General features: G+C 64.5%; 16 protein-coding genes. 8 read left to right on the forward strand and 8 right to left on the reverse strand.

The features are described 5' to 3' along the window. Positions 1-27: 27 nt before the first annotated feature. Positions 28-1311 carry a Zn-dependent hydrolase gene (locus CCOS865_RS10330; protein ID WP_119140388.1) on the forward strand — a complete coding sequence of 428 codons (1284 nt, stop codon included), beginning with the start codon at positions 28-30 and terminating at the stop codon, positions 1309-1311. Positions 1312-1457: 146 nt separating this feature from the next. On the opposite strand, the gene CCOS865_RS10335 is transcribed toward CCOS865_RS10330, so the two are convergent. The 3 genes from CCOS865_RS10335 to CCOS865_RS10345 all read right to left on the reverse strand — a co-directional run bounded on the left by CCOS865_RS10335 (position 1458) and on the right by CCOS865_RS10345 (position 2965). After that, on the reverse strand, positions 1458-2081 hold the full coding sequence (locus CCOS865_RS10335; RefSeq protein WP_119140390.1) for a dihydrofolate reductase family protein: 624 nt from the start codon (positions 2079-2081) through the stop codon (positions 1458-1460). A 96-nt stretch (positions 2082-2177) separates the two neighbouring features. Then, a complete protein-coding gene (locus CCOS865_RS10340; protein WP_119140392.1) occupies positions 2178-2624 on the reverse strand; it encodes an NUDIX hydrolase in 447 nt (148 codons plus the stop codon). A gap of 35 nt (positions 2625-2659) precedes the next feature. After that, positions 2660-2965: an NIPSNAP family protein gene (locus CCOS865_RS10345; RefSeq protein WP_119140394.1), complete on the reverse strand. Its 306-nt coding sequence runs from the start codon at positions 2963-2965 to the stop codon at positions 2660-2662. A gap of 160 nt (positions 2966-3125) precedes the next feature. On the opposite strand from CCOS865_RS10345, the gene CCOS865_RS10350 reads away from it, so the two are divergent. Together CCOS865_RS10350 and CCOS865_RS10355 are read left to right on the forward strand one after the other, a co-directional pair. After that, positions 3126-3767 (forward strand): LysE family translocator, encoded by a 642-nt coding sequence (locus tag CCOS865_RS10350; protein WP_119140396.1) that lies wholly within the window; start codon positions 3126-3128, stop codon positions 3765-3767. 58 nt (positions 3768-3825) lie between these two features. Then, a complete protein-coding gene (locus CCOS865_RS10355) occupies positions 3826-4371 on the forward strand; it encodes a hypothetical protein (RefSeq protein WP_119140398.1) in 546 nt (181 codons plus the stop codon). Positions 4372-4413: 42 nt separating this feature from the next. On the opposite strand, the gene CCOS865_RS10360 is transcribed toward CCOS865_RS10355, so the two are convergent. Further along, the gene (locus tag CCOS865_RS10360; RefSeq protein WP_119140400.1) at positions 4414-5049 is read right to left on the reverse strand and encodes a hypothetical protein; all 636 of its coding nucleotides are present in this window, start codon (positions 5047-5049) and stop codon (positions 4414-4416) included. A 200-nt stretch (positions 5050-5249) separates the two neighbouring features. On the opposite strand from CCOS865_RS10360, the gene CCOS865_RS10365 reads away from it, so the two are divergent. Both CCOS865_RS10365 and nudC read left to right on the forward strand, forming a co-directional pair. Next, positions 5250-6062 (forward strand): crotonase/enoyl-CoA hydratase family protein, encoded by an 813-nt coding sequence (locus tag CCOS865_RS10365; RefSeq protein WP_119140402.1) that lies wholly within the window; start codon positions 5250-5252, stop codon positions 6060-6062. A gap of 34 nt (positions 6063-6096) precedes the next feature. Beyond that, positions 6097-6927, forward strand: coding sequence for an NAD(+) diphosphatase (gene nudC, locus CCOS865_RS10370; protein WP_119140404.1), 831 nt, complete (start codon positions 6097-6099; stop codon positions 6925-6927). Here nudC and CCOS865_RS10375 read toward each other — a convergent pair. The 4 genes from CCOS865_RS10375 to CCOS865_RS10390 form a co-directional block, all read right to left on the reverse strand. Then, a complete protein-coding gene (locus tag CCOS865_RS10375; RefSeq protein ID WP_119140406.1) occupies positions 6895-7674 on the reverse strand; it encodes a TSUP family transporter in 780 nt (259 codons plus the stop codon). The two genes, nudC and CCOS865_RS10375, sit on opposite strands and share 33 nt — an antisense overlap. 177 nt (positions 7675-7851) lie before the next feature. Further along, positions 7852-8697, reverse strand: coding sequence for an RHS repeat-associated core domain-containing protein (locus CCOS865_RS10380; protein WP_119140408.1), 846 nt, complete (start codon positions 8695-8697; stop codon positions 7852-7854). Between the two features lie 106 nt (positions 8698-8803). Then, positions 8804-10144: a glutamine synthetase family protein gene (locus CCOS865_RS10385; protein ID WP_119140410.1), complete on the reverse strand. Its 1341-nt coding sequence runs from the start codon at positions 10142-10144 to the stop codon at positions 8804-8806. Positions 10145-10153: 9 nt separating this feature from the next. Next, positions 10154-10711, reverse strand: coding sequence for a helix-turn-helix domain-containing protein (locus CCOS865_RS10390; protein WP_119140412.1), 558 nt, complete (start codon positions 10709-10711; stop codon positions 10154-10156). Between the two features lie 172 nt (positions 10712-10883). Between CCOS865_RS10390 and CCOS865_RS10395 the strand changes: the two genes are divergently transcribed. From CCOS865_RS10395 to CCOS865_RS10405, 3 genes are all read left to right on the forward strand, one after another. Continuing rightward, positions 10884-11771, forward strand: a complete 888-nt coding sequence (locus CCOS865_RS10395) for a LysR substrate-binding domain-containing protein (protein ID WP_119140414.1) — start codon at positions 10884-10886, stop codon at positions 11769-11771. Between the two features lie 96 nt (positions 11772-11867). Continuing rightward, the gene (gene aguA, locus CCOS865_RS10400) at positions 11868-12977 is read left to right on the forward strand and encodes an agmatine deiminase (RefSeq protein ID WP_119140416.1); all 1110 of its coding nucleotides are present in this window, start codon (positions 11868-11870) and stop codon (positions 12975-12977) included. Beyond that, complete coding sequence (locus CCOS865_RS10405) at positions 12977-14074, forward strand: extracellular solute-binding protein (RefSeq protein WP_119140418.1); 1098 nt, start codon at positions 12977-12979, stop codon at positions 14072-14074. The genes aguA and CCOS865_RS10405 overlap by 1 nt, the downstream gene beginning before the upstream one ends. The last annotated feature ends 261 nt before the right edge of the window (positions 14075-14335 follow it).

The following is a 14335-nucleotide window of genomic DNA, read 5'->3' on the forward strand; positions in this document are numbered from 1 at the left end:
GAAGAAAGCGCCTGAGGAGACACGCCCATGAATCCCGCCAAGGATGTCCTGCAATCCACCCAGCGCCACGTCGACAGTGAGCGCCTGTGGAGCTCACTGATGGAACTCGCGCGCCTCGGCGCCACGGCCAAGGGCGGCGTCTGTCGCCTGGCCCTGACCGACCTCGACCGCCAGGCCCGCGACCTGTTCGTGCAATGGTGCGAGGCGGCCGGCTGCAGCGTCAGCATCGACGGCGTCGGCAATATTTTCGCCCGTCGCCCGGGGCGCAATCCCAAGCTGGCGCCGGTGATGACCGGCAGCCACATCGACACCCAGCCCACCGGCGGCAAGTTCGATGGCTGCTACGGGGTGATGGCCGGGCTGGAGGTGATCCGCACGCTCAATGACCTCGGCGTGGAAACCGAGGCGCCGCTGGAAGTGGTGGTGTGGACCAACGAAGAAGGCTCGCGCTTCGCCCCGTGCATGATGGGCTCGGGGGTGTTTGCCGGTAAGTTCACCCTCGAGGACACCCTGGCCAAGCCCGACGCCCAGGGCGTCACCGTTGGCGAGGCGCTGAACGCCATCGGCTATGCCGGCCCGCGTGCCGTGCTCGGCCATCCTGTGGGCGCGTATTTCGAGGCGCACATCGAGCAGGGGCCGATCCTCGAAGACCAGCAGAAGACCATTGGCGTGGTGCTCGGTGCGCTTGGCCAGAAATGGTTCGACCTGACCCTGCGCGGCGTCGAAGCGCATGCGGGACCCACCCCGATGCACCTGCGCAAGGACGCCCTGGTGGGCGCCGCGGCGGTGGTCGAGGCGGTCAACCGCGCGGCGCTCGGGCACCAGCCGCATGCCTGTGGCACGGTCGGTTGCCTGCAGGCGTATCCGGGTTCGCGCAACGTCATCCCGGGTGAAGTGCGCATGACCTTGGACTTCCGTCATCTGCAGGGCGAACAGCTGGATTCGATGATCGCCCAGGTGCGCGAAGTGATCGAAGGGACCTGTGCCAAGCATGGCTTGAGTTTCGAGCTGACGCCGACGGCGGACTTCCCTGCGTTGTATTTCGATAAAGGCTGCGTCGATGCCGTGCGCGACTCGGCACGCACCCTGGGCTTGGCGCATATGGATATCGTCAGCGGGGCAGGGCACGATGCGATCTTCCTGGCCGAGCTGGGGCCGGCGGGGATGATCTTCGTGCCGTGCGAGAACGGCATCAGCCACAACGAGATCGAGAACGCCACGCCCGAAGATCTGGCGGCAGGGTGTGCGGTGTTGCTGCGGGCGATGCTGGCAGCCTCGGAGGCGATTGCCAGCGGGAGGCTGGCCGCTTAGCCCTGGGTTGAACTTTGGATCCCGGGGCCGCTTTGCGGCCCATCGCAGGACAAGCCAGCTCCTACAGGTACCGCGCAAAGGCCGCAGAACAGCGCTACCCCTGTAGGAGCGGGTTCACCCGCGAAGACGCCGGGACTGACCCACCATCAAACAGTCTCGAATGACCCCGTGCGCACCTCACCCGCACGCACGTAACGCGCCACCAGCACCCCGGTCGGGGTCGTGGATGACTGCACCAGCCTGAACGCCGCCGCTTGCGCCGTCTCATCGAACAACCGCTTGCCGCGCCCCAGCACCACCGGATGCGTCATCAGCCGCAACTCATCCACCACCCCGGCGGCCATCAACTGGCGCACCAGCTCGCCACTGCCCTGGGTCAGCAGCGGTGCCCCGTCTTGCTGTTTCAGTGTACTTATCGCCTTTGCCAGATCGCCCTCCAGTGCATGGCTGTTGTGCCACTCGAGCGTGTCCGGATCATGCGTGGCGACGTGCTTGGGCACCCGGTTGAACACCTCGACGATACCCGTGTGCGGCATCTCGGAGGTCACCCGCGGCCAGTACCCGGCAAAGATGTCATAGGTGCGCCGCCCGAGCAGCAGCTCGAACGGCTGCGCGAACAACTCGCCCACGGCCTCGCCCGAGGCCTGGTCCGCATAGGGCACGATCCAGCCACCGAAGCAAAAGCCACCCGTGGTGTCCTCGGTCGGCCCCCCGGGTGCCTGGATGACGCCATCCAGGCTGATGAAAGCGGCAACGGTCAGCGTCCGCATGGGCTTGTCCTCGTCAGTTGTCAGGCGCGTAAACGCGTGGGTTCCTGATGAGTAGTCGAACGAGGCGGTGCTAAATCGACATCGACAGCAAGCCACTCAATCCAGCAGTGACAAGCCCTTGAGCAACTCGGCCAGGCCCTTGGGCACCAGCGGCGTATCGGCGCTGAAGCTCGAGCTGTCGCACCACTTCGCCCTGAACCGCGCACCGTCGCTTTCGTGACCGTCCAGCCAAGGCTGCGCATAAAGGGCGGTGTCGGCGAAGGTCGCATCGAACACCAGGACGATTTCATGCCCCGGCTTGCCGTCATGAACAAACAGGCTTTCGAGTGTCCCGAGCAGGCGGATGTCATTGATCGGTTGGCCCAGCTCCTCGTCAATCTCCCGGGCAATCGCTGCGCTGCCGGTCTCGCCAAACTCGATGCCACCGCCCAGCGGCCGGTACAGGGTCTGGCGGGTCACGGCGTCCTCGAAGACGTTGACCAGGATCTTCCCGGCGTGGTGAAACACGCACAGGGCGAGCGGGCGGATGCGCGGTTCAGGCACGGGTGACAATCCTTGGTCGATGAGGGTGGCGCAGCTTACTCGAATACCGGGCGCAGGAAGCTGCGTTCGTAGCTCAGGATAAACCGCTGCTCGGTGGCCAGCGCGAACGCCGCGATGCACTCCGGATCGGTTTCGGAGTCCTTGCGGTACTGCTCGTACGCCGCCAGGCTGGGGAAGCTGAACTGGGCGTAGGCGATGTTGCTCGCGCCCTCGGCGGGCAGCAGGTAACCGTGGTGGGTGCCGCCCATGCGATTGACCAGGTGGATCCACAGACGTGCGTAGTGTTCGAATGCGGGGATCTGGTAGGGGTCGATGACGTATTTGAGGTGGCAGGTGATCATGCGCTGAGTCCTTGCTGCGATCTGGGGCGCACACAGTACCGCCATCGGGCCATCAGCGTCGATGGCCACCCTCTGTATGGTGCGATTCAGAGCGATCTGTAGCTTATCGCCCGCGCCCGCGTGCTTTAGCATCGGCGCATTCCTTTTCGAGTTTCAAGCCATGGATCTGCACGCACTGCTCGCCTACACCCTGGTCGCCGCGATCGCCATCGCCAGCCCCGGGCCTGCCTCCTTGATGGCGATCAACAACAGCATTCAATACGGGCCGCGCGCCACGGTCTGGTCGTCGCTGGGCAATGTCAGCGGGCTGTTCTGCCTGTCGGCGGCGGCCATGCTCGGGCTCGGCGCCTTGCTCGCCAGTTCGGAAGTGCTGTTCAACGCGGTGAAGATCATGGGCGCCGGCTACCTGTTCTACCTGGGTGGCAAACAGCTCTTGAAGAAGAGCGCGATGCTGGCGCCGGCAGAGGGCGGCAATGGCAAGGGCGGGCAGCCGCCCCGTTCGAAACTGTACAAATCAGCGTTTCTGACTGCTGCGACCAACCCCAAGGCGACGATGTTCTTCACCGCGCTGTTCCCGCAGTTCATCGACCAGGGCGCGGCGCTGCTGCCGCAATTTCTGATCCTCACCTCGATCTTCATGGCCCTGTCGCTGGTGTCGCTGGCCCTGTACGCGACCCTGGCCTCTCGCGCCAAGGGCGTGCTCACCCGGCCACAGTTTTCGCGCTGGGTCAGCCGGGTGGTCGGCACCACCTTCATCGGCTTTGGTGCGGCGATCCTGGCCATGCGCCGGCAGACCGCTTGAAGCCGATCCGCTAGGTCGCCATACTTTCGGCCCTTTCCAAATCACGCAAGGACTCGCCGTGACCAAGTCTTACCTGGCCATCCCGCTGTTGGCCCTGATGCTCCAGGGCTGTGGGGTCACCATGACCCGCTACGACGCCAACTATGAGAATGTCCAGCAGCTCAAGCAGGGTGGCGTCGCCCAGCCGATCCACGGGGCCGAGGTCGAGGCCGCAGCGGGGCAGGGCTCGTTGACCGTGCGCCTGAACCCGATCGCCTCGCCCAGCGGCAGCATCCCGCTGCACGTCCAGCAGGCGATCAACGACGAACTGCGCCGGGCCGGCTTGCTCGACCCGCGCGCGGACCGTCAGTTGCAGGTGCTGCTGGTCAGCAACTCGCTGAACTCAGGCGTCGCCACAGGCCACGGTGAGCTGGCTGCGCGGTTCACCCTGCGTGACGGCGATCAGGTGCTGTACGACGCGACCAAGCGGGTCGAGCGCCAATGGAGCAGCAGCTTCTTCGGGCCGATCGCGATCCCGGCCGCAGCCAATAACTACAACCCGATGCTGCAGGCCTTGCTCAAGTCGCTGTACAGCGACCCGCAGTTCATCCAGGCGCTGAAATGAAAAAGAGCCGCGATTGCGGCTCTTTTTTTGTTCAGGTGCGGCTCACGCCTGCGGCACGCGGCTGTCGAGCGCCGAGTACTTGAGGCGGTTGCTCTCGACCCAGGCCTTGAGCAGCCCGTTGACCTGGCGGCTGAAGGTGTCGTTGACCGCTTCCTTGACCGTATTGCCCGCCAGCGGCAGGAACCAGATGCCCATCCAGGTGTTGATCGCGTCGTGGTTGCTGGTCTTGCCCAGCGACTGGCCACGCTCGTCGAGGGTCTCCAGGCTCATGGTGTACTGGTCGGTGGCCAACGCCGGGATGATGGTGAAGGTGAAGCCGCTGATGAACGCCAGGGCCATCTGGCCGCCACCCGGTGGATGGTTGTAGACCTTCAGGCGCAGGCTGTAGTCGCCAGGCTGCTTTTCGAATTCGTCGAAGGTGACCCGGCCAAACAGCCCGGATTCGCTCATCAGGCGCTTGAGCTCCGGCTTGAGCTGGTCACGTGCCTGCGGCACTTCGTTGGCCGCAGCGTTGCTCGGTTCGCCCTGATAGAAATCGAAGTCGACGTAGACGTTGGGCTTGTTGGCGTAGCTGGCCATGGACGGCAGGTCGACCGGCGCGACTTGGTCCTTGGTAAAGCTGGCGCAGCCAGACAGGCCCAATACCAGGGCCAGGCCCAGAATCTTTCCTAATTGCATGTGAAACGTCCTTGAATGATGGCTGGGCGCTGCCGTGCGAAGTGGCAGCGGGCCGCTATAGAGCCATCACCGATTGAAAAGTTCAAGGTTCGAACGCTTGCCCGGGCTTAGTCCCGCAGTCCCGCTTTTGGCACAAGTGCGGCCTTGGGGGTGCGCTATAGTCCGGCGCTGTGAACCCTTTCTCCCCAGGAGTGCCGCCCGTGACCGAGTACACCGCGTTCAAGGTCGAACTGACCGACAGCATCGCCCACGTCCAGATCAATCGACCGGAAAAGATCAACGCGATGAACGCTGCCTTCTGGCAGGAGATCATTGAGATCTTCCAATGGATCGACGACAACGACAGCGTGCGCGCGGTGGTCATCAGCGGCGCGGGCAAGCACTTTTCTTCGGGCATCGACCTGATGATGCTGGCCTCGCTGGCTAACCAGCTGGGCAAGGATGTCGGCCGCAATGCGCGCCTGCTGCGCCGGACCATCCTGCGCATGCAAGCCTCGTTCACTGCCGTCGACACGTGCCGCAAGCCGGTCCTGGCGGCGATCCAGGGCTACTGCCTGGGCGGTGCGATCGACCTGATCTCGGCCTGCGACATGCGCTACTGCAGCAGCGATGCGCAGTTCTCGATCAAGGAAATCGACATGGGCATGGCCGCTGATGTCGGCACCTTGCAACGTTTGCCGCGTATCATCGGCGACGGCGTGATGCGCGAGATGGCCTACACCGGGCGCCACGTCGAGGCCGACGAGGCGCGCCAGATCGGCCTGGTCAACCGCGTCTACCCTGATCAGGCGGCGCTGCTCGACGGAGTCTTTGCCATTGCCCGGGAAATTGCGGGAAAATCCCCCATTGCCGTGGCCGGCACCAAGGAGATGCTCAGCTACATGCGCGACCATCGCATCGACGATGGCCTGGAGTACATCGCCACCTGGAACGCCGCCATGCTGCAGTCCGAAGACCTGCGGGTCGCCGTTGCGGCCCACATGAGCAAACAGAAACCGACGTTCGCCGACTGACCGGGCCGGGGGACGCGCTTCAAGGAAGCCGAACATGTCAGCACGCTGGACTACCGCAGTACTCGACCCGCAGACCGCCGGGGGCTGGGCCGTGGCCCGTGGCCCGGAGGGGTTCCTGGTGGATGACAACGGTGCGCTGTTCCCCCGTGAGTGGCTCAAGCGCCAGGACCTGGACGTGCTCGGCGAACACGGCATCGGCCATTTCGATGGCGAGCCGGTGTTTCTCCTCGAGCTGCGCAGCACGGCCGAGGTCGCCGGCTGCGGCTGGCGCGGGCTGCGTCAGTTCATGCTCGAAGGCGACTTCGACACCTACAAGCTGCTCGGGTATGCGGCGCAGATCGGCACCTGGGCGCGTGAGCACCGCTTCTGCGGCAGCTGTGGCCAGGCCATGACCCAGATCCACTGGGAGCGGGCGATGCACTGCCAGCGCTGCGACCTGCGCAGCTACCCGCGGATCTCGCCGAGCATGATCGTGCTGGTCACCCGCGGCGACGAGATTCTCCTGGCCCGCTCACCGCGCTTCGTCACCGGCGTCTACAGCACCCTGGCCGGTTTCGCCGAGCCGGGCGAGTCGGCCGAAGACTGCCTGGTGCGCGAGGTGCGCGAAGAGGTCGCGGTCGAGGTGCGCAACATCCAGTACGTGGGCAGCCAGTGCTGGCCGTTCCCGCACTCGATGATGCTCGGCTTTCATGCCGAATATGCCGGTGGCGAAATCGTCATGCAGGCGGACGAGATCGAGGACGCCCAGTGGTTCAGCGTGCATGCGCTGCCGCCGTTGCCGGCCGGGCGTTCGATCGCCCGGCACCTCATCGACCTGTATGTGGCGCGCCGCTTAGGCCTGGCCGAACCAGTGCTGCCACGCTAGGCGCACGGTCAAGGCCAGGACCACGGTGATGAACACCGGGCGGATGAACTTGCTGCCGCCACTGATCGCCGTGCGTGCGCCGAAGAACGCCCCGACCATCACCGACAGGCCCATCGCCAGGCCGACGATGTAGTCGACCTGCCCGGAGAGCATGAACACCGTCAGCGCCGCCGCGTTGCTGACGAAGTTCATGCTGCGCGCGACGCCGCTGGCGCGGACCAGGTCGATCGGGTACAGCAGCAAGGTGCTGACGGTCCAGAACGCACCGGTGCCTGGCCCGGCGACGCCATCATAAAACCCGAGGGTAAAGCCCTGCGGCATCTGCCAGGTCTTCTTGATCGGCGCATCGGCGTCCAGCGGTGCCTTTGGCGTGCCGCCGAACAGCAGGTAGATGCCGCAGGCGAAGACGATCACCGGGAGCATCTTGTTCAGCCACTCGGCCGGCAGGTAGTGGGCCACCACCGCGCCGATCAGCGAGCCGACCAGGGTCGCCACCAGGGCATGGCGCCATTGTGCCGGGTGGAACAGCTTGCGCCGGTAGTAGGTAAAGCCGGCGGTGGCCGAGCCGAAGGTCGAGCTGAGCTTGTTGGTGCCCAGCACCAGGTGCGGCGGCATGCCGGCGGTGAGCAGCGCCGGGGTGGTCAGCAGACCGCCGCCGCCGGCGATGGCATCGATGAAACCGGCGACAAAGGCGACCAGGATGAGGATCAGCAGGGTGAGGGGTTCTACAGAGAGTTCGAAAGGCATGAGGCTCGGGCTTTAGCGGCAGGGCGCGGCAACGGGTCGCGCCAAAGCCCTCCATGGTAATCGCCCGCACTAGGCGTTACCAGTTTTGCCGGACCCCTGCACAAGGCTTTGTGGTTGATCTAATCGTTGGCAGCATGCCTGGCGCACAAGGAGCACGTCTGCCTATGCAGAAATCGATCAGCTGGACTTTCGTGTGAGTGTTGCGAGGGTTGGAAGCGGCTCAATTACGACTGGCTGCCGAGCGGGGACAGTGCTCTTCAGTTGTTTCAAACGTTCGAGCATTTTTGTGTTCGCCATCTCCAAATTTTCAATCCCAACCAGCCGGAGTTCACCGTCAATGTCGAGTTTGCCTGTCTGTTCGCGCTCGAAATTGGACCGTGCTGAGGCGGCGCCCTCTATGTTTTCGGGGAGTTTCGAGGCTTTCTTGAAGTCTTTGCGTTTAGCCGAAGGGTTATCCCACCAGCCATTGTGTTCTTGGGTCGCTGAGTGCGCTTCGGTAGCCTTAATTGCCAGTGCCTTATAGTCTTTCTGTGGTGAGTTGGACAGACCGAAGAAACGACCTATTCGTCCATGACCTGATGGGTCCATCGTGTTGATGGGATCCCCTTTGCAATAGGCGTATGCATTGATGCCGCCCCTTGCAAAAGGACTCCAGCTATCGGGTGAGTGGAATCGCATCAAGACAGGACTGTATGAGCGATAACCGTTTCCCAGTTGATAGCAACCTAGTGCAGCATCGCGGCGTTGTCCGGCGAACCCCAACAATACCCGAGCGTCTCCATCCGTTGTATGGCCGAAGCTGGTGTACGCAAAAACGTGCGATTGATGGCGGGAGTAGGCGTGCCCGATGGAACCGAGCGAGTCAAACCCGAGAAGCGCTGTTTCCGACTCGCTGCCACTGGCGCGGACCTCGGCCAATGACATCCCTGTTATGCCAACGAGGGTGCGTGAATCCAGTTCACTGAGCGCTAATTGAAGTTGATCCCCTCTGTAGAACAACCGGGTCTGGCGCTGTACTGGCATGGCCGCTTTCCATTTTTCAGTAGATAGCTGCAATCTGGCTCAAATATCCAGGAGGGGCAACTAACAGAAATGCCAGGTAGCAGCCTGCCCCTTCGCCCATCTCAGCTCACAGGAACCAGCGATACTCGCGCGCACTGACATCGTGCATGAACGCCAGGTGGTCCTGGCGCTTGTTCTCGCAATAGACCTTCACAAACTCCACCCCCAGCCCCTTGATCAGCGCCGGGTCCTGCTGCATCGCCGCCACCGCCGCGAGCATGTCCTTGGGGAAATCGATGCCGCTGCCGCGGTCCTCGTTCAACGGCGCAATCGGCTCCTGCGCGGCGTCCAGGCCATGCTCCATGCCACACAGGATCGCCGCCAGCACCAGGTACGGGTTGGCGTCGGCCCCCGCCAGGCGATGCTCGATGCGCAGGTTGCGCGGGTCTGATTCGGGGATGCGAATGCACGCGTCACGGTCTTCATAGCCCCAGCTGGCGCGACTGGCGGCATTGACCATGGCGCCATAGCGGCGGAACGCGTTGTGGTTGGCGGCGAACAGCGGCATGCACTGCGGCAGCACGGCCAGGCAGCCGGCGACGGCGTGGCGCAGCGGGCGCTGTGCGTCGGCGGCAAGCAGGTTGTTGCCTTCGCGGTCGTACAGGCTGACATGCACATGCATGCCGCTGCCCGGCGCCTGCAGGTACGGCTTGCTCATGAAGCTGGCCCGTAGCCCGTGCTTGAGCGCTACGCCGCGGGTGCTGCGGCAGAACAGCGCCGCCCAGTCGGCGGCGCGCAGGCCATCGTCACAGTGGCCGAAATTGATCTCGAACTGGCCGGGGCCCAGCTCAGCGGTGATCACGTTGGCGTCGACGCCTTGTGCGTTGGCGGTCTCGACCATGTCGCGGAGCACGTCGGAGAACCGTGAGAGCCGCTCGATGTGCAGGTTGGGCTGGTCGTCGAGGTCGCCGCTGAGCGGGTCGCGGGGGAACTGCGGCAGGCCGTCCTTGAGCGCGCGATCGAATAGGTAGAACTCCAGCTCGAACGCCACCACCGGGCGAATCCCGCGCTGCTCCAAACGTTGCAGCACCCGTGCCAGCACTTCACGCGGTTCGAATTCGATCGGTGCGGCGGTGCCGTCGGAGCTGATCAGCATTTGCCCCAGGGGCTCGCGCTCCCAGCTGACCGGCTTGAGCGTGCCGGGGATCAGCCGTCGTGCCGCGTCTGGGTCGCCATCGTTGAAACAATAATCGCCGATGTCGAAGAGCCCGCCTTGAGCGCCGAGCAGCACACAGTTCTGCGGCAGTTTCAGCGGGCTGCCCGCGGCCACTTTCTCGAGCATGTCGATCGGGTAGCGCTTGCCGTAGAAGTGCCCGGGGATGTCCAGGCTGATCAGGTCGACGTAGCGCACCTCCGGGTGCTGGCTGCGAAAGGCGCGGACTTCACTGAGCAGGTTTGGCGTGGTCATGGTGTGTTCTCAACGGTAGACCCAGAGGACGCGCGTCGCCTGGGCGGACAGGTTGGCGTAGCGAAAATGGCTGTGGGGCGGCAGCTGGAAGCTGTCGTTGGGGCCGAGGGTGACGGCCTGCTCGGCGCCGTCGAGCCACAGGGTCAGTTCGCCTTCGAGGACGAAACCGCCTTGCTCGGCGCTGTCGGTCAAGTGCCCCTCGCCACTGCTGGCGCCCGGTGCCAGGTGGCTGTCGAGCATGGAGAAGCCGCCATTGAGCTTGGGCGAGACCAGCACGTCGGTGATGCCGGCGGCGTAGTAGAGGGTGCGCCGCTCATCCGGGCGGGTCACCCAATCCACCGCGCGCGGCTTGCTGACGTTGTAGAAGTAGGTGGTGGGGACGTTGAGGGTTTCGCTGATCGCGGTCAGGTCGGCCACGGTTGGCCGCGACAGGCCGCGCTCGACCTGCGAGACGAAACCCACCGAGCGATTGATCCGGCTGGCCAGTTCGTCCAGGGTCAATCCACGGTGCTTGCGCAGGTCGCGCACGAGGATGGCCAAGCCTTCGATTTCATCCTGCATGTTCATCGACGGGCTCCGTTCAACTTGTGTCGCCCGGCTGCGAGTGTGTGAAATTTCTTGTTGGTTATTTCATGAAAATCTAGCAGGGAAATTTCATAGCGCCAGTCGCTTGCGTTTGTGCTCGGCGCGCAGGAAGCTGGGGCGGCTTCGCGCCCCCAGCAATCATCAGGACTCTGCAATGCGCCGACTGCCTTCGCTGACCGCCCTGCGCACCTTCGAGTGCGCCGCCCGCCATGGCCACTTCGGCCGCGCGGCCGCCGAGCTGTGCGTCACCGACAGCGCCGTGAGCCACCAGATCCGCCAGCTGGAGGAGCAACTGGGGGTGGCGCTGTTCGAACGGGTCGGCCGTCAGGTGCGCCCCAGCCCCGAGGCCGAGCGCCTGCTGCACCACCTGCAGCAGGCCTTCGAGCTGATCGGCAAGGCTTGCGACGAGCTGCGCGACCCGGCCTCGCAAGCGGTGCTGCGGGTGGCGGTAACGGCCGAGCTGGCGCAAAAATGGCTGGTCGCCCGGCTGGCCGACTTCAGCAGCCGCTACCCGCACATCACCCTGCACTTGCATGACCAGCCGATCAACGCCGGTGCGCCGGCGCTGGACGTGGATATCGCCATCACCTACGGCACCAGCGCGCTGGACGCCAGCACTCACTTCGTCCGGCCGCTGCAGCTGTTGCAGTTCTTCCCGGTGTGCAGCCCGGGGTTGTTCAACCAGGGCGGCCTCAAGCGCCCACGCGACCTGGTGCGGCATTGCCTGCTGCATGACGACCAGGACGGCAAGACCTGGACTTCCTGGCTGGCCACCCATGCCGACGATGCCCAGCCGACCCGCCAGCTGTACTTCCCGCACGCGGCGCTGGCGCTGGAAGCGGCGGTGCTGGGGCAGGGCGTGGCCATGGGCGACAACCTGACCTGCCAGGCCGACCTGCAGAGCGGCCGCCTGGTGCGCCCGTTCAACCCCAGCGTCACCGCCCAGGGGCAGTACGCGCTGGTCTGCGAACGCTTGCGCCTGGAGCGCGCTGCGGTCGCGGAATTCGTCGATTGGTTCATCGAACAGATCGCCGAACCCTGAATTCAATTCACCTATCGCTGAGTTTTCATCGTTGGAAGCGTGGGACCTGGCGGCGTAGCGTCTGCTCATCCCATCCCGACACGACGAGGTTGACCCATGGCACGTTCGCTCACCACCACTCCGAAAGCCGATGGTTTCCGCTTGCCCGGCGAGTTCGAGCCCAAGGCGGGTTGCTGGCTCGGCTGGCCAGAGCGCTCGGACGTCTGGCGCAACGGCGCCAAGCCGGCGCAGAAGGTCTGGGTCGAGATCGTCAGCGCCATCGCCAGCAGCGAGCCGGTCACCGTCTGCGCCTCCGCCGCCCAGTACGCCAATGCTCGGCGCCTGCTGCCCGAGCAGGTGCGGGTGGTCGAGATGACCTGCAACGACACCTGGTTCCGCGACAGTGGGCCGTGCTTCATCGTCAACGATGAAAGCGGCGAGGTGCGCGGCGTCGACTTCGAGTTCAACGCCTATGGCGGGCTCGACGGTGGCCTCTACTACCCCTGGGACAAGGACGACCAGATTGCTCGCAAGGTCCTCGAGATGGAAAACCTCGACCGCTACCGCGCGCCGCTGATCGCCGAAATGGGCGGGATCCAGAGCGACGGTCAAGGCAGCCTGCTGACCACCGAGCAGTGCCTGCTCAACCGCAACCGCAATGCGCACCTGGGCAAGGACGAGGTGACGCGGCGGCTGCAGGATTACCTCGGCGCCGAGCAGGTGATCTGGCTGCCACGCGGCTGCAAGTTCGACGAGACCGATGGCCATATCGATGACCTGGCGTGCTTCGTGCGCCCCGGTGAGGTGGTGCTGCAGTGGACCGACAATCGCGACGACCCACAGTGGGAGATCTACCAGGAGGCCTACGACATCCTGCGCAGCACCCGCGATAGCCGGGGTCGCCAGTTGAAGGTGCACAAGCTGCCGCAGCCTGACGTGCTGCAGTGGACCGCCGAAGAAGCGGCAGGGCTGGACCAGGTCGACGGCACCCACCTGCGCGAGGCCGGCACGCGCATCTGCGCCTCGTACATCAACTATTACGCAGGCAACTCGGCGATCATCGTGCCGTTGTTCGGCGACCGTAACGACGCCATTGCCCAGGCCACCCTGGCCGAACTGTTCCCCGGCCACCGGATCATCGGTATTGAAAATTCGCGCGAAATCCTCCTGGGCGGTGGCAACGTCGCCTGCATCACCATGCCGCAATATGCCGGAGGACGTCGCTGATGCAACCGCGCACGCTTGCCCTCGCCGTGGCGCTGGCCTGCGCGGGGGCGGCGGCCCAGGCCGCCGACTCCCAACAGCCGACCGTCAACCTGTATATCTGGGGCGAATACCTCGCCCCGGACACCTTGAGCAACTTCGAGAAGCAGACGGGCATTCGCGTGGTCGCCGACCACTTCGATTCGCTGGAAACCGCCGAAACCAAATTGCTCACCGGCGGCAGTGGCTATGACGTGGTGCTCAGTGCCGGGCAGCACCTGAGCCGGGCGATCGCCAGCGGCGCCATTCAGCCGCTGGACAAGGCCCGCCTGCCGCACCTGCAAGGGGTTGGTGAAGAGTTTCGCCAGCACATGGCGGTGTTCGACCCGGGCAATCGGTATGCCGGTACCTATGCCTGGGGCACGACCGGGGTGGGCTTTCAGGAGCAGGCGGTCGCGTCACGGATGCCTGAAGCGCCGCGCGACAGCTGGGCGATGGTTTTCGACCCGGAGGTGGTGGCGAAATTCGCTGACTGCGGGGTGAGCCTGCTCAATGACCCCAATGAGGTGTTCGCGGCGGTGATGCGCTACATGGGGCTGGATATCAATCAGCAGCGGCTGCAAGACCTCAAGGCCGCCGAGGCGCAGTTGCGCAAGATCCGCCCGTATATCCGCTACTTCGACAATGATCGCAACATCAATGACCTGGCCAATGGTGAAACCTGCGTGGCGATGTCGTGGAACGGCAATGTGTCCATCGCCCAGGGGCAGGCGCAGCAGGCGGGCAAGTCGTTCAACCTGGACTATCGGATCCCGCAGGAGGGCACGTTGATCTGGCTGGATGCGCTGGTGGTGCCCAAGGATGCGCCGCACCCCGAGGCGGCCTGGGCGCTGATGGATTACCTGATGCGGCCGGAGGTGATTGCGCCGATTACCGACACGATTCACTACGCCAATGCGATCACTGCCGCGGATGCGTTGGTCGATGCGCAGATCCGTAACGCGCCGGGGACGTATCCGCCGGCCGAGGTGAGGGCGCGGCTGTACAGCAAGAATGACAATGGCAAGCAGTTCAACCGCGAGCTGACCCGGGCGTTCACCCGGCTCAAGAGTGGCACCTGATCCGAGTTACTGGTTGCCTGCTCCGGCGTCTTCGCGGGGCAAGCCCGCTCCCACAGGGTCCCAAGTGCTCACAGAACCGAGGTGCGCACAGCCCTGAGGTGTCCGCAGACCTGAGGTGCACACAGACCTGAGGTGTTCACAGATCTGAGGTGCACATAGACCTGAGGTGTTCACAGACCTGAGGTGTTCACAGACCTGAGGTGCACACAGATCCTGTGGGAGCGGGCTTGCCCCGCGAAGGGGCCGGAACAGGCAATACAA

Origin of the sequence: Pseudomonas reidholzensis (assembly GCF_900536025.1) — a bacterium.
Lineage (GTDB): Bacteria > Pseudomonadota > Gammaproteobacteria > Pseudomonadales > Pseudomonadaceae > Aquipseudomonas > Aquipseudomonas reidholzensis.